Origin of the sequence: Streptomyces mutabilis, from assembly GCF_046628145.1 — a bacterium.
Classification (GTDB): domain Bacteria; phylum Actinomycetota; class Actinomycetes; order Streptomycetales; family Streptomycetaceae; genus Streptomyces; species Streptomyces mutabilis.
In genome coordinates, this window is record NZ_CP176874.1 from 3,436,452 (window position 1) to 3,456,477 (window position 20,026).

Genomic DNA, 20,026 nt, shown 5'->3' on the forward strand with positions numbered 1-20,026 from the left:
GCGCCGGTCAGAGCTGGGTGGGCCCGCGCTCCGTCAGGCCGTACTGCTTGGCGATGGCGTTCCAGAGCTTGGCCGCCTTGGCCTTCTCCGTGCTCGCCGTGCCGCTCTCCCGGTTGGCCTCCTTGGGCTGGGTGGCGGCCTTGCCCTTCTTGCAGCCCTTCTTCCCGGCCGTCCGGTCGGCCCAGGCCGCGTAGTGGTTGTCGGCCGACGCGGACGCCTGCCACGCCTTGGTGAGTGCGGTGGTCAGCTCGGTGTGCCGCGGCAGCTTGTCCACGGACAGCTCGGAGAGGCTGGTGACCAGCCCGGTGCGCTGCTTGGCGGCCTCGCGCAGGTCCTTGGCCGCCTGGGGCAGGTTGTCGCAGGACTTCACGTCGGCCACGGCGTTGATCACCGTGGTCCGGCCGGTGCCGCTCTCGGCCAGCAGCTTGTCCAGCGCGACGGCCTGCTCCCGGGCCGGGTCGACCGACGGCGACGCGGGGGCCGACGCGGACTCGGAGACCGGGGCCGTCGCGGACACGGGCTGGTTGTCGCCCTTGTCCTCCTCCTTGCCGCCGTTGGCCATCATCGCGCCGGCGCCGATGCCGACGACGGCGATGCCGACGCCCACGGCCGCGAGCAGCGGCACGCGCGAGCCGGTGCGCCCGCCGCGTCCGCCCCGGCCGCCGTCGTCGTGACCGCCGCGCCGCCTGCCGCCGCCACCGCCCGGGCCCTGCGTGGCGTAGGCGGAGGGGCCGCCGGGGTGGGCTGCCCGCGGCTCGTCGAAGCGGGGCATCTGCTGGGTGGAGGAAGCCGGTCCGTCCGCGCCCGGGGCGCTGCGGAAGAGGCTGTCGAACTCGGCGGGGGGCTGCCGCCCCTCGTCGCCGCCGGGCGCGCCGCCGTACGGGGCCGGGGCGGCGGGGCCGCCGGGCACCGGCGCGATGAACTGCGTGGCCTCGGCGTCGGGGCCGGCGGGGGCGGGCTGGTACCCGGGCGTGGGCTGCGCGGGGTACTGCGGTGCCGTGCCGAGGAACTGCGTGGACTCGGAGTGCTGCGGCCGGGCGGGTCTCTCCGGGGGCAGCGCGCCCGGGGAGACGGGGGGTATGTACTGCGTGGCGCCCTCGTCGGCGGGGTTCCCGGCCGCGGGTACCGGGGGTATGTACTGCGTCGCGCCCTCGTCGGCGGGAGCGGCCCCGACGGGCGGCAGGTACTGGGTTGCGCCCTCGTCGGCGGGAGGGAGCGGGGCGGCGGCCGGCTGCCGGACGGCCGCGGGGGGCTGCCCGTGCGGACCGGCCTGGCCGAACGCCCCGGTCTGGCCGTACTGCCCCTGCTGACCGTACGGCGGCTGCGCCCCGTGAGCCTGGCCACCGGCAGATCCGCCGGGAGCCCGGCCGCCGTACGCCTCGCTCCCGGACGCACCGCCGTACGCCTGCTCTCCGGGCTGTCCCGCGTACGCCTGACCGTCGGACGACCCGCCGTACGCCTGACTGAACGATCCGCCGTACGCCTGCCCGCCGCCGGAGCCGCCGTACGTCTGCCCGCCGGCCGGCCCCCCGTACCCCGGGCCGGCCTGCGCACCCTCCGGGGGCAGCGGACCCGGGCCCGCCGGGGCGGCAGGGCGCCGGGGGACTGGGCCGGGCCGCCCTGCGCGGGCCAGGCGTGCGCGGCGGACGGCTGGGCGCCGGCCTCCGGGGACCCCCAGGGCTGGGCGTCGGGCGGAGTGGGCCAGCCCTGATCGGGGGCCGGGCTCTGCTGCTGCTCGGGCCCCCACGGCCGGTCCCAGGGCTGGGCGGCGGGCGGCGCCGAGGCGGGCGCCGGAGCGGGGCCGGCCGGCGCGCTCGCGCCGGTCAGGCCCGGCAGCAGCGGCTCGCCACCGTCCGAGGGCAGCACGATGCCTTCGCGCGCTTGTCGCGGCGAGGGCTCCTCGCCCTGTCCACTCTGCGTCACCGGGACTCCTACGAATGGGGGACCTTCGGAATCGTCGGCTCACGCTACCGGGTCCCCGGAGCCCACTGCCACGCCGCCCGGGGCGTCAACTCCTTCCCTGTGACCGCAGTAACAAAACCGGGCCGCGGCGCGCTGTTCATGGCTCTTCCGTCACACCGCACCTGCGTCGCCCGCCCGTTCACGCGCCCGCGGCCCCTCGTTCACGCGGCCGTCTGCAGGTCCAGCCGCGCCCCGAACTCCCGTACCACCGCCTCCTCCCGGTACGGATCCAGCCGCGCCTGGAAGTCCTCCAGGTACTCGGCGCCCCGGTTCGAGCGCAGGCCCTCGAGGAGTTCCACGGCCTTCGTCGCCGTGGTGCAGGCCTGTTCGACCTCGCGCTGCTGCACCTGGGCCGTGGCCAGCAGCACATGACCGATGGCCCGCCTGCGCGCCCGCGACTCGGGGTGCCCGTCCAGCGCCTGCCGGGCGCACCGCGCCGCCGCGTCGGCCTCCCCGAGGTCCCGGTGGCAGTGCGCCAACTCGTCGGCGAGATAGGCCTCGTCGAAGTGCGCGATCCACACCGGGTCGTCCCCGGCCGCCGGATCTGCCGCGTCCATCGCGGTGACCGCCCGCCCGGCCGCCGCGTGGGCCGCCCGTACGTCGCCGAGCAGCGCGTGCCCGCGGGCCTCCGCCGCGTGGAACATCGCCTCCGCACGCGGTGTCACCCGCCCGCGCGCCCCCTCCTGCGCGGCGCGCGCCAACTGGGCGATCTCCCGTGGGTTCCCGAGCTGCGCGGCGAGGTGGCTCATGGAGGCGGCGAGCACGTACCCGCCGTAACCGCGGTCGCCGGCCGCCTGCGCCAGCCGCAGCGACTGGATGTAGTACCGCTGGGCGAGGCCGGGTTGGCCGGTGTCGACGGCCATGTACCCGGCGAGTTCGGTCAGCCGGGCGACCGTGGCGAACAACTCCCGTCCCACCGCCTCCCGGTAGGAGCCCGCGAGCAGCCCGGAGACCACGCTGTTCAGATAGTGCACGACGACCGGGCGCACGTGCCCGCTGCCGTGCTGGTGGTCCAGCTCCACCAGCGCCTGCGTCATCGCCCGCACCGCCGCCACGTCGGAGGGCCCCACCCGCGGTCCGGCCGAGCGCGACACCTGCGAGTCGGGGGCGGAGATCAGCCAGTCCCGGCTGGGCTCGACGAGCGCGGACGCGGCGACGGAGGAACCGGACAGGAAGTCCCGCCGCCCCACGTCACTGCGCCACAACTCGCAGACCTGCTCGATGGCTCCCAGTACCGTCGGCGAGAACTGGAGGCCGACACCCGAGGCGAGGTTCTTGCCGTTGGCCATGCCGATCTCGTCGATCGTGACCGTGCGGCCGAGCTTGCGTCCGAGCGCCTCGGCGATGATCGCCGGTGCCCGGCCGCGCGGTTGCTGCCCGCGCAGCCAACGGGCCACGGAGGTCTTGTCGTACCGCAGGTCGAGCCCGTGCTCGACCCCGCACACGTTGACCCGGCGGGCGAGGCCCGCGTTCGAGCAGCCCGCTTCCTGAATGAGCGCCTGCAGTCGTTCGTTCGGCTGCCGCGCGACGAGAGGCCTTGCGGCCATGGCGTAACCCCCATGCGGTCTCATGCGGTCTCGATGCTGTCCCGGCGGTTCCCAAAGGTCCGGAAAATCCAGCCGTGAAGATCAATGCCCCGTCGTTGTGCCGACAATGCGAGACTTGCGAAGCTTGCGAAGATCGGTCGCTTGCGAGGATTGCCGGGGTGACGGCCCGCGTCGGCCCCAGACGTGGCTACCCAGCTCCCGCGGCGAATCCTCCCGCGCGCCCCCGCACATGCACCCATGCGCCCCGGATGCGGAATCGATGCTCCTCCCCCGCGCGCGCGAGCGCCGTAACCCCCGGTGAGCACGGGAGTTGAGTTCCACGTGACAGAGACCATCCCCGCCACCGAAGCCGCCCACATCCCGCAGCAGCGCGGCGCGTCGCTGCTGGAGACCGCCGTACGCTACGCCGAGGAGCGCCACTGGGACGTGGTCCCCGGCACCTGGCTGGAAGCAGCCGACGGGGTGCAGCGCTGCTCCTGCGGCGACCCGGCGTGCGCCGCCCCGGGCGCGCACCCGGCGCGCGAGGACTGGGCGACACAGGCGACGGGCAGCGCGACCGTCGCCCGCCGGATGTGGCAGAAGCAGCCGACGGCGTCGATCCTGCTGCCCACGGGGCGCACGTTCGACGCGATCGACGTGCCGGAGACCGCGGGGTTCCTGGCGCTGGCACGGATGGAGCGGATGGAGCTGACGCTCGGGCCGGTGACACTGACCCCGGACCGGCGGATGCGGTTCTTCGTCCTTCCGGGGGCCGCCGCCAAGGTGCCGGAGCTGGTCCGGAAGCTGGGGTGGTCTCCGCGGCTCCTCGATCTCACCGCGCTCGGCGAGGGGGCGTACGTGGCCGCGCCGCCCACGCGGTACGGGACGCGGGGGGCCGTGCAGTGGGTCTGCCGGCCGACGGCGGCGAATCGGTGGCTGCCGGATGTGGAGGAGTTGGTGTCGCCGTTGGCGTATGCGTGCGGGCGGGATCGTTAGGGGGCGCCTTCTCGTCTGCCGGGTCGCTGTGTTCCGGCGTGTGCGGCTTGTCCGGTCCGGTCGCGCCAGCGCGGCGGAGCCGCGTATCGACACAGCCCCGCGCCCCTTCAGGGCGCTTCTCTCCCCGTAGGGTGCAAAGGCGACGGAGGGAGACGTGGTGGGCGCGAGTGCCGTACGTGTGCAGGGGCTCTGGAAGCGGTTCGGGCAGCAGGTCGCCGTGGGCGGGATCGATCTGGAGCTGCCCGCGGGCAAGTTCATCGGACTCGTCGGGCCGAACGGCGCCGGGAAGACCACCACCCTCTCCATGGTGACCGGGCTGCTGAGGCCGGATCAGGGGACGGTGGAGGTCGTCGGGCACGACGTGTGGCGCGACCCGGTCGAGGTGAAGGCCAGGATCGGGGTGCTGCCGGAGGGGCTGCGGCTGTTCGAGCGCCTGTCGGGACGCGAACTGCTCGGCTACACCGGCCGGTTGCGCGGACTGCCCGGCGCCGAGGTCGACAAGCGGGCGACGCAGCTGCTGGACGTGCTCGACCTCGCCGGGGCCCAGCACAAGCTGGTCGTCGACTACTCGACCGGCATGCGCAAGAAGATCGGGCTCGCCGCGGCACTGCTGCACAACCCCGAAGTGCTGTTCCTGGACGAGCCGTTCGAGGGCGTGGATCCGGTCTCCGCGCAGACCATCCGGGGCGTCCTGGAGCGCTACACCGCCTCCGGCGCCACCGTCGTCTTCTCCTCCCACGTCATGGAGCTGGTGGAGTCCCTGTGCGACTGGGTGGCCGTCATGGCCGCCGGCCGCATCCGCGCCACCGGCACGCTCGCCGAGGTGCGCGGCGAGGCGGCCTCCCTTCAGCGGGCGTTCCTCGAACTCGTCGGCGCCGACGGCCGGGACGCCGGGTCGGACCTCGACTGGCTGGGCGGCGGGGCCCGATGAGCGGGCAGGCCGCCCCGGCCGCGCGGGGCGCATCGGTCACCTCCGTGTTCGTACGGCTGAAGCTGTCGCTCCTGCGCAACGGGCTGCGGCAGTCCGGCGGTCGGCGCGCCGCCTACATCGCCTCGGCCGCCGCCGTGCTGCTCTTCGCCGCGCTCCAGCTGATCGGCCTGATCGCCCTGCGCGGGCACGACCACGTGGACTCGCTGGTCGTGCTGCTGGCGGCCGTGCTGGGCCTCGGCTGGGCGGTGATGCCGCTGTTCTTCCCCGGCGGCGACGAAACGCTCGACGCGACCCGGCTGGTGATGTTGCCGCTGCGGCCCCGCACTCTGGTCAGGGCCCTGCTCACGGCCTCGCTGGTGGGTATCGGGCCGCTGTTCACGGTGTGCATGTTCGCCGGTTCCGTGGTCGCGGTCGCGCACGGCGGGGCGGCGTACGTCGTCGGCGTCGTCGGCGGGGCCCTCGCACTGCTGGTGTGCGTGACCCTCGCGCGGGCCGTCGCCGCCGCCAACGTACGGCTGCTGACCAGCCGCAAGGGCCGCGACCTGGCGGTGCTGAGCGGGCTGGTCATCGCGGTCGGGGCGCAGCTCGTCAACTTCGGCGCGCAGCGGCTGGGCTCGTCGGGGCTGGAGCAGCTCGACCCGGTGGCCGACGTGCTGCGCTGGGTGCCGCCCGCCTCCGCGATCGGCGCGATGGACGCGGCGAGCGACGGGTCCTGGGGCGTCGCGCTCGCCCAGCTGGCGCTGACGGCGGCGGCGCCGGTGCTGCTGCTGCGGGTGTGGGAGCGGCATCTGACGCGGCTGATGACGACGCCGGACGGTTCGACCCTGCCCGGCGACACGCGTCCGGTGCGCGAGCGCGACTCGTCGAGGCTCGCCCGCCTGCTGCCCGCGGGCCGCACCGGCACGACGATGGAACGCACCCTGCGCTACGTGTGGCGCGACCCGAAGACCAAGGCCGCCTGGGTGACCTCGCTGGCCATCGGCCTGATCGTGCCGGTCTTCAACGCCTGGCAGGGCACCGGCTCGGTCTACTTCGCCTGCTTCGCCGCCGGGATGCTCGGCATCCAGATGTACAACCAGTTCGGGCAGGACACGTCCGCGTTCTGGATGGTGGCGATGACCATCTCGTCGACCAGGGACGCCTACGTGGAACTGCGCGCCCGCGCGCTGGCCCTGCTGCTGGTCACCCTGCCGTACGCGACCGTCGTCACCGTCCTGACCACGGCGATGCTCGGCGACTGGCGGACCCTGCCCGAGGCGCTGGGCCTGTCCTTCGCGCTGCTCGGCGCGATGCTGGCGACCGGGGCGTGGACCTCGGCGCGCTTCCCGTACTCCATCCCGCAGGAGGGCTACAAGAACGTCGCCCCCGGTCAGGTGGGGCTGGCCTGGGTCTCGATCTTCGGCGGCATGGTCGGCGCGGCCCTGCTGTGCGCGCCCGTGATCGCGCTGACCGTCTGGCTGCACGTGCGCGGTGACGGGAGCCCGCTGCTGCTGCCGGTGGGCGCGGTGTACGGCGCGGCGCTGACCCTGGCCGGGCTGCGGCTGGCGGCACCGCGCACGGCCGGGCGACTGCCGGAGATCCTCACGGCGGTCAGCAAGGGCTGACCGCCGGGGCGGTGGTGGACCGCCGTGGGGACGCCGGGGACGGTCAGCCGTTGCCGAGGGCGTCCAGGAACGGCTCGATGGCCGCTCGCCACGCCTCCGGCTGGTCGTAGTGGACGAGGTGGCCGGCGTCGGCGACCTCCGCGTACTGGCCGTGCGGCAGCACACGGACCATCTCCTGCGCCTCGGCGCGGCCCAGCTCGCCGTCGAGGCCGCGGACGACCAGGGTGGGGCAGCGGACCTGGGCCAGCTCCTCCCAGTGGGCGTCGTACACCCAGGTCTCCCGGGAGCGCAGCATGTGCTCCGGCTCGAAGACCGGCCGCCAGCCGTCCGGGGACTCGGCCATCACCTCGGCGTAGAACTCGCCCCGGGCCGGATTCGGGCGCTCCACCCACGGATCGTCCTCGCCGAACCACTTGCGCACGTCGGCGAGGGTGGCGAAGGGGACCGGCCAGGCGCGGAACCACTCGGCCCAGGTGTGCTGCGAGGCCCCGCCGAGCGCGGAGGCCCGCATGTCGCAGATGACCAGACCGCGGACCAGGTCGGGCCGCTTGGCCGCGAGCTGCCAGGCGGTCAGCGCGCCCATGGCGTGGCCGATCAGGACGGCCGGGCCGAGACCGAGCTGCTCCAGGGCGGCCTCGACGTCCTCCACGTAGGCCTCCCTGGTGTAGGAGCTCCGCGGCGGTTTGTCGCTGCGGCCGTGGCCGCGCTGGTCGAGGGCGACGGCCCGATGGCGGGCGGCGAGCCAGCGCGCCGTGGGGGCCCAGTGCGACGCGCGGCCCATCAGGCCGTGCAGTAACAGCACGCCCGGCAGCTCACCGGCCGGGGCGGGGGACCCGCCGGAGTGGCCCGTGAGGTCCGTGGGGGCGGTGGGGTCCGTGGGGTCGAACCGGTCGGTCTTGGGCGGGTCGCCGAACTCCCAGGCCGCGAGGCGTACGCCCCCCGCGCCGGTCACGTCGATGCGTCGCGCCATGGATCCTGGCACCCCCAAGCTCCGCTCGTACCGCCCGCCCCGCGGGGCCGGCCGGTCCTGTGAACCGTGTCCTGCCTGCCGTGCCTGTCGTTGTCGCCGTGACCGGCCGCCGTCTGCACGGCCGTCCGACGCCCGCAGAGTATCGAATGCCTATTCGAAAATGCCGTTCCGGCGAACAACACCCCTCATTCGAGTGACCCCCCTCAGGGATTGATCGCCGTCGCCGAGGGGAGATCTTCAACGGGAGGCGGACCGCTCGGGGAAAACGGTCCGAGGGGATTGACCCTGAGAGCTCGGGGCTCCGGGTCAGCACAGGGGAGGACAGGCCCCGGCGCCACACGGCGCCGGGGCCCTCTCCGTCTCAGCAGCACGTCCCTCCCCCTCTCCGGTCGGGGCGACATCGCTGTCACACCACGGCCCAGAGCCCTCACGTCATATGCCTCACGCCACAGCCTTGCACGCGCCGTGGCCGGAGGCTGCGATTCGGCTCACCGAATCCCGGAATCGGCGGGATCCGCGCCGTGGCGCGAATCCGGCCCGCACCGCGCGGAGTCGACGGCCCGACGACCGTCAGCGCTTGGCGACGAACACGTGCGAGGCGGTCTCCGACTCCAGCTCCGCCGCCTCACCCCCGCTGCCCACCAGCACACCGCCGGCCGACTCCGTCACGCTCACCACCGAGCCGGGCTGCACGCCCGCCCGGCGCAGCGTGTACATCAGCTGCGCGTCCGTCTGGATCGGCTCGCCGATACGGCGCACGACGACCGTCTTGCCCTCCACGCCCGGGTCCAGGTCGGCGAGGGACACCATGCCCTCGTCCAGGAACGGGTCGGCACCGTCGGTCTCGCCCAGCTCCTCCAGGCCCGGGATCGGGTTGCCGTACGGCGACTCCGTCGGGTGCCGCAGCAGCTCCAGCACCCGGCGCTCGACGGCCTCGCTCATCACGTGCTCCCAGCGACACGCCTCGGCGTGCACCTGCTCCCACTCCAGGCCGATCACGTCGACGAGCAGGCACTCCGCGAGCCGGTGCTTGCGCATCACCCGCGTGGCCAGCCGGCGGCCCTCGTCGGTCAGCTCCAGATGCCGGTCGGCCGCCACGGACACCAGACCGTCGCGCTCCATCCGCGCCACCGTCTGGCTGACCGTCGGACCGCTCTGATCGAGCCGCTCGGCGATCCGGGCGCGCATCGGGACCACGCCTTCCTCCTCCAGCTCCAGAATGGTGCGGAGGTACATCTCCGTGGTGTCGATCAGTCCGGACATACGTGCCCCTTGATGAGATTGCCGGAGGCTACGGCCCACCGGCGCGTGCGCTGGCCCTGCCACCAATTCTGACGCATACCACCGACAACCGTGCCGCGCCGCCGAAACCCGCGCCCGCACGGCCCGCACACCGGCCTCGACGCCGTATTGACACCGCACTGGTCCAGACCGCACGGTGATCCGCGACGCAGCCACACCGAAGGGGTCCCGCATGAGCGACCGCAAGCCGGCCGGCCAGTTCATCGACGCCGCGATCGACCTCCTGCGACGGGTCCGCGACGAGGAGGCCGACTCCATCGAGGCGGCCGGCACGCTGCTCGCCGACACCGTGGTGGGCGGCGGCCGGCTCTTCGCCTTCGGCGCCGGCCACTCCTCCCTCGCCGCACAGGACGTCGTCTACCGCGCCGGCGGCCTCGCCCTGATGAACCTGCTCGCCGTGCCCGGTGTCGTCGGCGTCGACGTCGTGCCGGCCACGCTCGGCTCCGCGCTGGAGCGGGTCGACGGCCTCGCCGGCGCCGTACTGGACTCCTCGCCGCTCCGCGAGGGCGACGCCCTGGTGATCATCTCCCTGTCCGGGCGCAACGCGCTGCCCGTGGAGATGGCCATGAACGCCCGCGCCCTGGGGGTACGCGTCATCGGCGTGACCTCGGTGGCGTACGCCTCCGAGACCAGGTCGCGGCACGCCTCCGGCACCTTCCTCAAGGACCACTGCGACATCGTGCTGGACTCCAAGATCGCCGTCGGCGACGCGGAACTCACGCTCGACACCGTCCCGGCGCCCTTCGCGCCCGCCTCCACGGTCGTCACCAGCGCCCTGATGCAGGCCATGACGGCCACGGCGGCCGCCGCCCTCGCCGACCGCGGCGTCGAACCGCCCCTGCTGCGCTCGGGCAACGTCGACGGCGGCCACGAGTGGAACGGCCGCGTGATGGACCGGTACGGGGACCGGATCTTCTACCGCCACTGAGCCGACCGGCCCGACCCACGCCATCGACCCGCGGCAACGACCCGGGGAACCGCCCGCGGCACCGCTACCGTTGCCCCTACCGTTGCCCCTGCCGCCCCTCCACCGCCCCGGCCAGATCCAGCGCCGCCGCGATGCGCACCGCCACGTCCTCGGCGTACACCGCGTCCGAACGCTCGAACGCGCTCCGGCCCGAGCCGCGCAGAAACGTCACGACGCCCAGCGTCCGCCCCCGGCTGCGCAGCACCGCACACAGCGCGTGCACCGTGTCCGCCGGCCACTGCCGGGCCGTCGCCCACTCCCGCACCCGCTCCGCCGGCACCGCCCGCGCACCGGCACTGGCCCGCACCGAACCCGCCCGCTCCACACACTGCACCGCCGGATGCCCCTCGCCGTAACGCACCGGCATCCCGGACGTCCCGGCCGGCACGCTCGGCCCCGGCGCACCCGACGGCGTCGCCGCCACCCGCATCAGCCGCACCGGCCCCGCCGCCTCCGGATCCACCGCCTCCAGATCCCCCGCCCCGTGACCCCTCTCCCCCACCACCCGGTCGATCAGGGCATGGTCGGCGAACCCGGCCAGCGCGAAGTCCAGGTGGACGACCGCCGCCTCCGCGGGATCCTCGCACTCCGCCGCCGCCCGCGCCGCCCGGTGCAGCTGGTTGGTGCGAAAGCGCAGCAGCGCCGCCTCCTGCTCGGCCTGCTTGCCCTCCGTGACGTCCTGGAACAGCCAGCCGACACCCAGCGGCACCGGCTCCTCCGCCAGCGGCGACGCCAGCCGCACGAACCCGCTGCGCCAGCACCGGCGCCGCTCACCCTCCGGCGTACGCACACTCACCCACACCTCGGCGGGCCCGGGCGGCGCACCCTCCGCCAGCACGTGCGTCAGCGCGCTCTCCAGCTCCTCCACACCCTGCGCGAGCAGATCACCGAGCGGCCGTCCCAGCACGGACGTACGCCCGGCACCCAGGGCACGCGCCGCGTGGGCGTTCACCACGGCCGGCCGCAGATCCACGTCCACCAGCACCACGCCCCAGCTCGCGTCCTCCAGCAGGGCCTCGCTCAGCGCGATCGAGCGCTCCAGGTCGATCTGCGCGTGCACCTCGCTGAACGCGCAGTACACCCCCGCGGGCCGCCCGTCGGGACCGCGCACGGCCGCGGACTGGGTGCGCACCAGCACCCGCCCGCCGTCCTTGGTCAGCAGCGCGAACTCGTGCACCTGCCGCCCCGGGGCACGCATCGCGGACAGCAGCCGCTCCTCGACCTCCCCGGCGTCCGCCCGGCGCACGGCCCACCCGGCGAACCCCTGCCGCCCCACGGCCTCGGCCGCGCTCCAGCCCAGGATCCGCTCCGCCTCGCGGTTCCAATGGGTGACCACCCCGTCCGCGTCGAACGCGCACAGGGCCGCGTCCATGCCGTCGAGCAGCGCGGCCAACAGGTCCGCGCCGTCCCGCTCCGGCTGTTCCGGCTCGTCCGGCCCCAGCTCGTCGGTGGTCCCACTACGCTGGGAAGCACTCACCTGGACCCCCTGCAGGCTGCGTCACTGGCCTTCATTCAACTCGAACGTGATGCAGCACACACCGGGTTCCCGCAAGATTGCGGAAATCGTTGTACTGCGGAAACTCGGCATACGCCCCCGTCAAGACGGGGTCGCCGCGAGCCTCAGATCGACCCACTCGTCACTCTCCCCATCCAACACGTACCGATCCCGCTCCACGAACCCACGCCCCTCGGCGAACCGCAACCCGTCACCGTTCGCCGCCAGCACCACGGTCTCCACCGCCCCCGCACCGAGCGCCCACGCCCGCGCCATGCCCGCCTCGTAGAGCGCCGCACCGATCCCGCGCCCCCGGAACGCGGGCAGCACCCGGGCGATCACGGTCGCCACCCGCTCCTCCCCCTCGGGCGGCCGCACGGTGGAGCACCCGACCAGCACGTCCCCGAGGTAGGCGTTGGCCAGCCGGTACCGCGCAGCACGCTCCCGCGCCTCCTGCGGACCCATCGCGGCGGGCGGCACGACCTCGTTGTGCACGTACCGCCACTCCTCCACCATGGTGTCCCCGTCCCCGCCGCGGCCCACCTCCACGGCCTCGATCCGCAGCCCCGACCCGGGTCCGACCGGCCCGCGCCGCGCGTCCACCTCGATCTCGATCCGCATCCGCTCGTCCGCGAGCCCGCACACCATCATGGTCGCGGCCGGCCGCACCTCGCCGAACGCCCGCCGCAGCACCGGCCAGCACGGCTCGAAGTCCTCCCGGGCGGGCAGCAGGTACCGCACCCGCACCACGTCCCCGAACGTGCACCCCGCCTCGGCGAGCGCCGCCCCGATGTTCCGCAGACACTGCCCGGCCTGCTCCACCACGTCCTCGGAGATCGTCATCGACGCGTAGTCGAACCCGGTCGTCCCCGACACGTGCACCCGGTCCCCGTCCACGACGGCCCGCGCGTACCCGATCCGCTCCTCGAAGACCGAACCACTGACGATCGCCCGCCTCACCGACGGCTCCCCATGTCGCTGCGTCATGGGCGGAACGGTAGGTGACCAGCGCGGACGCGTCCATGGAGATCGACATCGGGACGGACGCCGGAGGGGCGTCGTACCGGCCGCGAAAAAAGCCGTTGATTCGATGGCCGACCAGTTCTTAGGGTGGGCCGTACACGAGAAGGGAGGTGGTTCGGCAGATGTATGAATACCGGACGCGTGAGGTGACTGCGGGCTAGCGGCTCGCCACCACACTCAGTGCGGTGCCGGACCAGTGCGCGAACGACGCGTGCAGCCGGCCCAATCCCAAGCAGTCACCCGACCCGCGAGTCGCCGGTACGTCCGGCCGGCTCCTCTCCGGAGGAACCAGACTCGCGGGTCGTCTGCGTGTACGGGGTCGGCGTCAGGTCGCGATGGTGTCGTAGCCCTCGATCTCGCGCGGGTCGCGGGAGCCGGGGCCGACGTAGCGGGCCGAGGGGCGGACCAGGCGGCCGGTGCGCTTCTGTTCCAGGATGTGCGCGGACCAGCCGGCCGTGCGGGCGCAGGTGAACATCGAGGCGAACATGTGCGCCGGGACCTCGGCGAAGTCCAGCATGATGGCCGCCCAGAACTCGACGTTGGTGGCCAGGACCCGGTCGGGGCGGCGGGCGTGGAGCTCGGCCAGGGCGGCCTTCTCCAGGGCCTCGGCGACCTCGTAGCGGGGGGCGCCCAGTTCGCGGGCGGTGCGGCGCAGGACGCGGGCGCGGGGGTCCTCGGCGCGGTAGACGCGGTGGCCGAAGCCCATGAGGCGCTCGCCCGCGTCGAGGGTCTTCTTGACGTACGCCTCGGCGTCGCCGGTGCGTTCGATCTCCTCGATCATGTGCAGGACGCGGGAGGGGGCGCCGCCGTGCAGCGGGCCGGACATGGCGCCGACGGCTCCGGAGAGGGCGGCGGCCACGTCGGCGCCGGTGGAGGCGATGACGCGGGCGGTGAAGGTGGAGGCGTTCATGCCGTGCTCGGCGGCGGAGGTCCAGTAGGCGTCGACGGCGGCGACGTGCTTGGGGTCGGGTTCGCCGCGCCAGCGGATCATGAAGCGTTCGACGACGGACTGGGCCTTGTCGATCTCGCGCTGCGGGACCATGGGCAGGCCCTGGCCGCGGGCGGACTGGGCGACGTAGGAAAGAGCCATGACGGCGGCGCGGGCGAGGTCGGCGCGGGCCTGCTCGGCGTCGATGTCGAGGAGGGGTTTGAGGCCCCAGACCGGCGCGAGCATGGCGAGGGCGGACTGGACGTCGACGCGGATGTCGCCGGAGTGCACGGGGATCGGGAAGGGCTCGGCGGGCGGCAGGCCGGGGTTGAAGGCGCCGTCGACGAGCAGGCCCCAGACGTTCCCGAAGGAGACGTGCCCGACGAGGTCCTCGATGTCGACGCCGCGGTAGCGGAGGGCACCGCCTTCCTTGTCGGGTTCGGCGATCTCCGTCTCGAACGCGACGACTCCTTCGAGCCCGGGTACGAAGTCGGACATCAGGCGGCTCCTCGTGATCGTGATGTGTGGCGACCGGCCCGTCTCGGATCACCGGGTCCTGGGGATCCGCGGTCGTACGTCGACTCGCGGTCCTGGTCTGCGGTCACCCCTGTGATGCCCCGTCCGGCCGGGGGTCATCCAACCGGGACGGGACCAGCACGATATCTCCGAGTGCCACCTTTGGGGAGGGGTCGCGGCACTGAGTGCCACATGGTGACGAAGGACGCAGTGGGGTGGGCGGTGGATACGGCAGGATGGCCGGTGTGACCGACCGCGATGCCGTCCCCTTCGATCTCGCCTCGATGCGCAAGCAGTACCGGGCCGAGGGGCTTTCCGAGTCCGAGCTGGCCGCCACGCCCGTGGAGCAGTTCGCGCGCTGGTTCAAGCAGGCCGCGACGGAGGGCGGGCTGTTCGAGCCGAACGCCATGGTCGTCTCCACGGCGGACGCGGAGGGCCGGCCCAGTTCCCGCACGGTGCTGCTGAAGCACTTCGACGAGCGGGGGTTCGTCTTCTACACCAACTACGGGTCGCGCAAGGGCCGTGAGCTGGACGAGAACCCGCACGTGTCGCTGCTGTTCCCGTGGCATCCGATGGCCCGGCAGGTCGTCGTGACGGGAACGGCCCGGCGCACCGGCCGGGACGAGACCGCCGGGTACTTCCGGACCCGGCCGCACGGCTCGCAGTTGGGCGCGTGGGCGAGCGCCCAGTCGTCGGTGGTGGCGGGCCGGGAGGCCCTGGACGCCGCGTACGCCGAGCTGGCGGCGCGGTATCCGGAGGGCGAGCGGGTGCCGGTGCCGCCGCACTGGGGCGGGTTCCGGGTGGTGCCGGAGGCGGTGGAGTTCTGGCAGGGGCGGGAGAACCGGCTGCACGACCGGTTGCGGTACGCGGCTCGGGCGGACGGGGGGTGGCGGGTGGAGCGGCTCGCTCCCTGACGCCCCCCACGCGACCGGGGTTCCGGAACGGCGCGCGGTGGATGCGCCTGCTCGTCGCTCGTCACCCTCGTCGCCCACGAGACCGGGCTCGTGTCGGGTCCGTGATGAAGATCGGGACTGCTGGTGAAAATCACGGTCCCCTTCCGTGCCCTTCGCCACAGCATCGCTGCAAAGCACCGAAGCCGAGGTGCGGTGACCTGGGCCGCCTATGTGCTGGTATACGACCCTGCATCCACGGACCGGGCGAGGGAACTGCTCCCGCTCAGGGGCCGAGTGGCTGAACCGTGCGGCTTTATGATCACCAGTGAACCGCCGCCTCCGCATACGCCCTCCCGTCGCCACCCACTTTGGCGACCGCGAACATCGGCGACCGAGTGGGCCGCGTCGCGGTGCCCCTGTGAAGAAAGGTGAACTCCATGGCCCTCAGGTTGCTACGACGCCGGCTTTCGCGCGGTGCCGCCGGTGCCGGACCGAGCATGTCGGTCCCCCTGCCGCCCGACGCCGGGGCGTTCGGCTACCAGGTCGTCGATCCCATGGGGCAGCCCATGGGCGGGGCCGAGGTCACCGTGAGCGCGGTGGAGAGCCACCGGGTGGTGACACGTGGAACCACGGATCCCAACGGCTACTTCATAGCGACGCTGCCTCCGGGGTCGTACAGCGTCATGACGGTCGCCGAGGGCCTGTCGCCCGCCCGCGAGACCGTCGACATCACGGCCGGGGTCGCTCTGACGCCGACCCGCGTGGGCCTCGCGCCCGCGCGCCAGCTGGAGCTTCCGACAGCCGGGACCTGGCTGTTCGACCCCCCGCACACCGCGATTCGGTTCATCGCCAAACACGTCGGCATGGCTCATGTGCACGGCCGGTTCACCCGCTTCCAGGGCGGCATCCGCGTCGCACCGGACATGACCGACTCGCAGGTCTCGGTACGCATCGAAGCCGCCAGCATCAACACGGGCAACAACACCCGTGACAACCACCTGCGCTCCGCCGACTTCCTGGACGTCGAGCGCTACCCCTACATCGACTTCACCAGTACCCGGTTCGCCTACCGCGGCGGGTCCAAGTGGACCCTGCACGGCACGCTCACCATGCACGGCACCAGCCGCTCCGTCGGACTCGACACGACCTACCTCGGGATGGTCAACGGGGGCTACGACCAGGAGCTGCGCTGTGCGGCCCTCGCCAAGGCGGAACTCCACCGGGAGGACTACACCCTGAACTGGCGCTCCATGCTGGCCCGCGGTATCGCGGTCGTCGGTCCGACCATCCAGCTGGAGATGGACGTACAGGCCATGTACCGCACCCACGACACGCCCACGCCCCCGGAGTAGACACCCATGGGGCGACGCCTCGGGGCGCCGTCGTCCTGCCTGCCTGCCGCCTAGAAGCGTCCCCACACGTACGCCGTGCGGTGGCCGTCGAGGAGTGCGGTGAGGCGGGCGCGGAAGCCGTCGGTGAGGTCGGGCCAGTTCCAGAACTCGAAGCCGAGGTGGCCGAGGGCGACGGGCGCCTCGTCCCAGGTCCAGTCCTGGACGGGGACGGCGGTGGCGCAGGCGGGGCAGTCGACGGTCGCGGCGCCCGTGTCGTGCCAGGTTTGCATGGCGGTGCTGAAGCGCTGCCAGGCCGTGGCGCCGTCCGGGTCGTCCAGTGGGGTGGGTGCGGCGCAGTGCGGGCAGTGGGCCGCGCCGGGCATGTCCGCCCCGCTGGTGAAGCCGGTGCGCCGGGTGTGGACGGCGAGTCCGTCCGAGGGCGCGAGGTCCCAGTCGTCGGTGACCGCCCGCTCCCAGTGCGGGCCGGGCGGGTGTCCGAGGGGCTGTCCGGGTACGCACCGGGTGCGTTCGGCGAGGACGACGCCCTCGGCGACCAGCCACTCCAGCACCCGCCCGGCCAGCCGCCGCGCGTCGGCCTCACCGGCGTCGATGTCGACGATCACCTGGAACCGGTCACCCATGGCGCCGGCCCGGCGTCCCGTCCAGTACGCCGTCCAGCAGCCGGGCCCACTGCTCCACGACCCGTTCGCGGCGGGCCGCGTCGTCGGTGAGGAGGTTGGCGAGGCCGAGGCCGCGGGCCATGTCGAGGAGACCCTGGACGGTTTCGCGGGCGCCGGGGCGGGACTCGTCGGCGCCGAGGAGGTCGACGGCGATGCGGTGGGTCTCGCGGCCGACGCGGGCCTCCAGTTCGGTCACCCGGCCGCGCAGTTGCTCCTCGTTGGAGGCGGCCACCCACAGGTGGAGGGCGGCGCGGAAGAGGGGGCCGGTGTAGAGGTCGACGAGCGCGGCGACCACGGCGTGCCGGTCGTCGGCGCCGGCGCCCTCGGGGAAGAGGGCGCGCAGTGCGCCGGAGCGTTCCTCGGCGACGTATTCGACGGCGGCCGTGAAGAGGTCCTCGCGGGTCGGGAAGTGGTGCTGGGCGGCGCCCCGGGAGACGCCGGCGCGTTCGGCGACGACCGAGACCGTGGAGCCGGCCCAGCCGTGTTCGGCGAGGCAGGCCACGGCGGCTTCCAGGAGCCGCTGCCGGGTGGCCCGGCTGCGGTCCTGCTTGGGAACGCGCTCCGCGCGGTCGGCCGTGTGCACGGCGCCGCTCACACCACCCATTCCGGATCCCGTCGTTCGAGGAAGGCCGTCATCCCCTCGCGGGCCTGCGGAGAGGCGAACAGCCGGGCCGAGAGCGCGGTCAGGCGGTCCGCGTCCCGGTCGAAGGCCTCCAGCACCCTAGCCGTGAGCAGCCGTTTCGTCTCGGCCAGGCCCTGCGGTGAGGCACGGCGCACACCGTCGAGGACGGGTGCCAGTACGGCGTCCACGTCGTCGCCCGCCGCCGTGACCAGGCCGGTGCGGGCGGCCTGGTCGGCGTCGAAGCGTTCGCCGGTGAGGTAGTGGCGGGCGAGGGCGCGGGGGTCGGTGCGGGGCAGGAGCGGCAGGGAGATGACGGCGGGGGCGACGCCGATGCGGACCTCGGTGAAGGCGAAGGTCGACGTGGTGGAGGCGGCCGCGATGTCGCAGGCGCCGAGCAGGCCGAGGCCGCCCGCGCGGACGTGTCCGGTGACGCGTGCGATGACGGGTTTGGGCAGTTCGACGATCTGTCGGAGCAGTGCGACCAGGGCGTCGGGACCGGGCGGGTCGCGCAGGTCGGCGCCGGCGCTGAAGGTGTTGCCGGTGTGGGTGAGGAGGACGGCGCGTACGTCGGTGTCCTCGCCGGCGTCGGTGAGGGCGGTGGCGAGGTCGGTGACGAGGGCGGCGGAGAGGGCGTTGCGGTTGTGCGGGGAGTCGAGGGTGAGGGTCTGGACTCCCCGGGTGCGGGTGCGGGCGACGAGGGTCACGGGCGCTCCCTCAGCTCGCGCCTGAGGATCTTGCCGCTGGCGGCCCTGGGCACGCCGTCGATGAAGGTGACCTTGCGCACGCGTTTGTAGGGGGCGACGCGTTCGGCGACGTACATGATGACCTCCGCCTCGCAGAGGCCGGGTGCGGTGGGGCGGCGCACCACGTAGGCGTGCGGGACTTCGTTGCCGTCGTCGTTGTAGGCGCCGATGACGGCGGCGTCGGCGATGCCGGGGTGGGTGAGCAGGAGGGCTTCCAGTTCGGCGGGGGCCACCTGGAAGCCCTTGTACTTGATCAGTTCCTTGACTCGGTCGACGACGAACAGCCACCCGTCGGCATCGACGTGCCCGACGTCCCCGGTGTGCAGCCAGCCGTCGGTGTCGATCATGGCGGCGGTGGCGTCGGGCCGGCCGAGGTAGCCCTTCATGACCTGGGGTCCGCGGATGAGGATCTCGCCGGACTCGCCGGGGCCGAGGTCCTTGCCGGGGGTGTCGAGGGAGACGATGCGCATCTCCGTGCCCGCGATGAGTTTGCCGACGGTTCCGGGCGGGGCGTCGTCCATGGCGTCGAGGGGGACGACGTGGGTGCCCGGGGAGAGTTCGGTCATGCCGTAGGCCTGGCCGACGGGCGGGAGGCCGAGCCGTCGGGAGCAGGCGGCGGCGAGGTTCGCGTCCAGGGGGGCGGCGGCGCTGATGACGTATCGGAGTGAGGACAGGTCGTAGTCGGCGACCAGGGGGTGCTTGGCGAGGGCCAGGACGATCGGCGGGGCGACGTACAGGCCGGTGATGCGGTGGTTCTGGATGGCGGCGAGGAACTGCTCCAGGTCGAAGCGGGGCAGGACGACGACGGTGGCGCCGAGCCGCAGCGGGGCGTTCACGAGGGCCGTCAGACCGTAGATGTGGAAGAAGGGGAGCACGGCGAGGATACGTTCGCCGGGTGCGGCCGGGACCGCCGGTTCGAGCTGGGCGAGGTTGGTGGCGATCTGCCGGTGGGTGAGCATGACGCCCTTGGGGGTGCCGGTGGTGCCGGAGGAGTACGGCAGGGCGGCGACGTCCTCGGCGGGGTCGATGGCGACGGACGGTTCGGGGGCGGTGGAGGCCAGCATGTCGATGAGCGAGCGGTGGCCGGGTGCGCTGTCGCAGACGAGGATCTCCTGGACGTCGCCCGCTAGTTCGGCGGCCCGCCGGGCGGTGTCCAGCAGGGGTGAGACGGTGACGATCCAGCGGGCCGCGCAGTCCTCCAGTTGCTTGCCGAACTCCTTGGCCGTGGCGAGCGGGTGCACGGTGGTGACCGAGGCTCCCGCGCGGGTGGCGGCGTAAAAGGCGAGCGGGAAGGCGACCGTGTTGGGGCTGTGCAGCGCGAGGACGTCGCCCTTGCGGACGCCGGCCTCGGCGAGGGCGGCGGCGACGCGCCGGTGGAACCCGTCCACCTGCTCGTAGGTGAGGGTGGTGCCGTCGGTGGCGTCGATCAGCGCCGGGGTGTCCCCGTATTCGGCGGCCCGGCCGAGGACGGCCTCGTGGATGGGCAGGTCGACGGGCGGGACGTCTGCGTACTCGCTGCGGAACACCATTCCTCCAA

The 20,026-nt window shown here is 73.5% G+C and carries 17 protein-coding genes; 6 read left to right on the forward strand and 11 right to left on the reverse strand.

All coding sequences use genetic code 11. The annotated features are described in order from the left end of the window. Positions 1-7: 7 nt before the first annotated feature. Both ACLIN4_RS15250 and ACLIN4_RS15255 read right to left on the reverse strand, forming a co-directional pair. A complete protein-coding gene (locus ACLIN4_RS15250) occupies positions 8-1,633 on the reverse strand; it encodes a hypothetical protein (RefSeq protein ID WP_411576756.1) in 1,626 nt (541 codons plus the stop codon). Positions 1,634-2,123: 490 nt separating this feature from the next. Then, positions 2,124-3,509: a transcriptional regulator gene (locus tag ACLIN4_RS15255; protein ID WP_100046123.1), complete on the reverse strand. Its 1,386-nt coding sequence runs from the start codon at positions 3,507-3,509 to the stop codon at positions 2,124-2,126. 321 nt (positions 3,510-3,830) lie between these two features. Between ACLIN4_RS15255 and ACLIN4_RS15260 the strand changes: the two genes are divergently transcribed. From ACLIN4_RS15260 to ACLIN4_RS15270, 3 genes are all read left to right on the forward strand, one after another. Next, positions 3,831-4,484: a bifunctional DNA primase/polymerase gene (locus ACLIN4_RS15260; protein ID WP_107478112.1), complete on the forward strand. Its 654-nt coding sequence runs from the start codon at positions 3,831-3,833 to the stop codon at positions 4,482-4,484. A gap of 154 nt (positions 4,485-4,638) precedes the next feature. After that, positions 4,639-5,415 (forward strand): ABC transporter ATP-binding protein, encoded by a 777-nt coding sequence (locus ACLIN4_RS15265; RefSeq protein WP_107478113.1) that lies wholly within the window; start codon positions 4,639-4,641, stop codon positions 5,413-5,415. Next, on the forward strand, positions 5,412-7,019 hold the full coding sequence (locus tag ACLIN4_RS15270) for a transporter (protein ID WP_411575895.1): 1,608 nt from the start codon (positions 5,412-5,414) through the stop codon (positions 7,017-7,019). Before ACLIN4_RS15265 ends, ACLIN4_RS15270 begins: the two co-directional genes overlap by 4 nt. 43 nt (positions 7,020-7,062) lie before the next feature. Here ACLIN4_RS15270 and ACLIN4_RS15275 read toward each other — a convergent pair whose 3' ends face one another. Continuing rightward, a complete protein-coding gene (locus ACLIN4_RS15275) occupies positions 7,063-7,989 on the reverse strand; it encodes an alpha/beta fold hydrolase (RefSeq protein ID WP_289908137.1) in 927 nt (308 codons plus the stop codon). A 570-nt stretch (positions 7,990-8,559) separates the two neighbouring features. Continuing rightward, positions 8,560-9,252: a metal-dependent transcriptional regulator gene (locus tag ACLIN4_RS15280; RefSeq protein ID WP_100046119.1), complete on the reverse strand. Its 693-nt coding sequence runs from the start codon at positions 9,250-9,252 to the stop codon at positions 8,560-8,562. Positions 9,253-9,463: 211 nt separating this feature from the next. Between ACLIN4_RS15280 and ACLIN4_RS15285 the strand changes: the two genes are divergently transcribed. Next, positions 9,464-10,219, forward strand: coding sequence for an SIS domain-containing protein (locus ACLIN4_RS15285; RefSeq protein WP_289908136.1), 756 nt, complete (start codon positions 9,464-9,466; stop codon positions 10,217-10,219). Positions 10,220-10,295: 76 nt separating this feature from the next. On the opposite strand, the gene ACLIN4_RS15290 is transcribed toward ACLIN4_RS15285, so the two are convergent. From ACLIN4_RS15290 to ACLIN4_RS15300, 3 genes are all read right to left on the reverse strand, one after another. Next, a complete protein-coding gene (locus ACLIN4_RS15290) occupies positions 10,296-11,735 on the reverse strand; it encodes a PAS domain-containing protein (protein ID WP_411575896.1) in 1,440 nt (479 codons plus the stop codon). Between the two features lie 120 nt (positions 11,736-11,855). Then, positions 11,856-12,740: a GNAT family N-acetyltransferase gene (locus tag ACLIN4_RS15295; RefSeq protein ID WP_411575897.1), complete on the reverse strand. Its 885-nt coding sequence runs from the start codon at positions 12,738-12,740 to the stop codon at positions 11,856-11,858. A 361-nt stretch (positions 12,741-13,101) separates the two neighbouring features. Next, entirely contained in the window at positions 13,102-14,202 is a 1,101-nt protein-coding gene (locus tag ACLIN4_RS15300) for a citrate synthase 2 (RefSeq protein ID WP_411575898.1), read from the reverse strand. Positions 14,203-14,456: 254 nt separating this feature from the next. Between ACLIN4_RS15300 and pdxH the strand changes: the two genes are divergently transcribed. Together pdxH and ACLIN4_RS15310 are read left to right on the forward strand one after the other, a co-directional pair. After that, complete coding sequence (gene pdxH / locus ACLIN4_RS15305) at positions 14,457-15,134, forward strand: pyridoxamine 5'-phosphate oxidase (RefSeq protein ID WP_289908134.1); 678 nt, start codon at positions 14,457-14,459, stop codon at positions 15,132-15,134. A 416-nt stretch (positions 15,135-15,550) separates the two neighbouring features. Further along, positions 15,551-16,465 carry a YceI family protein gene (locus tag ACLIN4_RS15310; RefSeq protein WP_179342483.1) on the forward strand — a complete coding sequence of 305 codons (915 nt, stop codon included), beginning with the start codon at positions 15,551-15,553 and terminating at the stop codon, positions 16,463-16,465. A gap of 50 nt (positions 16,466-16,515) precedes the next feature. On the opposite strand, the gene ACLIN4_RS15315 is transcribed toward ACLIN4_RS15310, so the two are convergent. The 4 genes from ACLIN4_RS15315 to ACLIN4_RS15330 are packed head-to-tail and all read right to left on the reverse strand — an operon-like array spanning position 16,516 to position 20,015. Then, on the reverse strand, positions 16,516-17,085 hold the full coding sequence (locus ACLIN4_RS15315) for a hypothetical protein (RefSeq protein WP_289908133.1): 570 nt from the start codon (positions 17,083-17,085) through the stop codon (positions 16,516-16,518). Then, positions 17,078-17,728, reverse strand: a complete 651-nt coding sequence (locus ACLIN4_RS15320) for a TetR/AcrR family transcriptional regulator (protein WP_179342484.1) — start codon at positions 17,726-17,728, stop codon at positions 17,078-17,080. The genes ACLIN4_RS15315 and ACLIN4_RS15320 overlap by 8 nt, the downstream gene beginning before the upstream one ends. Beyond that, positions 17,716-18,450: an enoyl-CoA hydratase family protein gene (locus ACLIN4_RS15325; protein WP_107478120.1), complete on the reverse strand. Its 735-nt coding sequence runs from the start codon at positions 18,448-18,450 to the stop codon at positions 17,716-17,718. Before ACLIN4_RS15325 ends, ACLIN4_RS15320 begins: the two co-directional genes overlap by 13 nt. Then, complete coding sequence (locus ACLIN4_RS15330) at positions 18,447-20,015, reverse strand: 4-coumarate--CoA ligase family protein (protein ID WP_411576757.1); 1,569 nt, start codon at positions 20,013-20,015, stop codon at positions 18,447-18,449. The genes ACLIN4_RS15325 and ACLIN4_RS15330 overlap by 4 nt, the downstream gene beginning before the upstream one ends. Between the last annotated feature and the right edge of the window lie 11 nt (positions 20,016-20,026).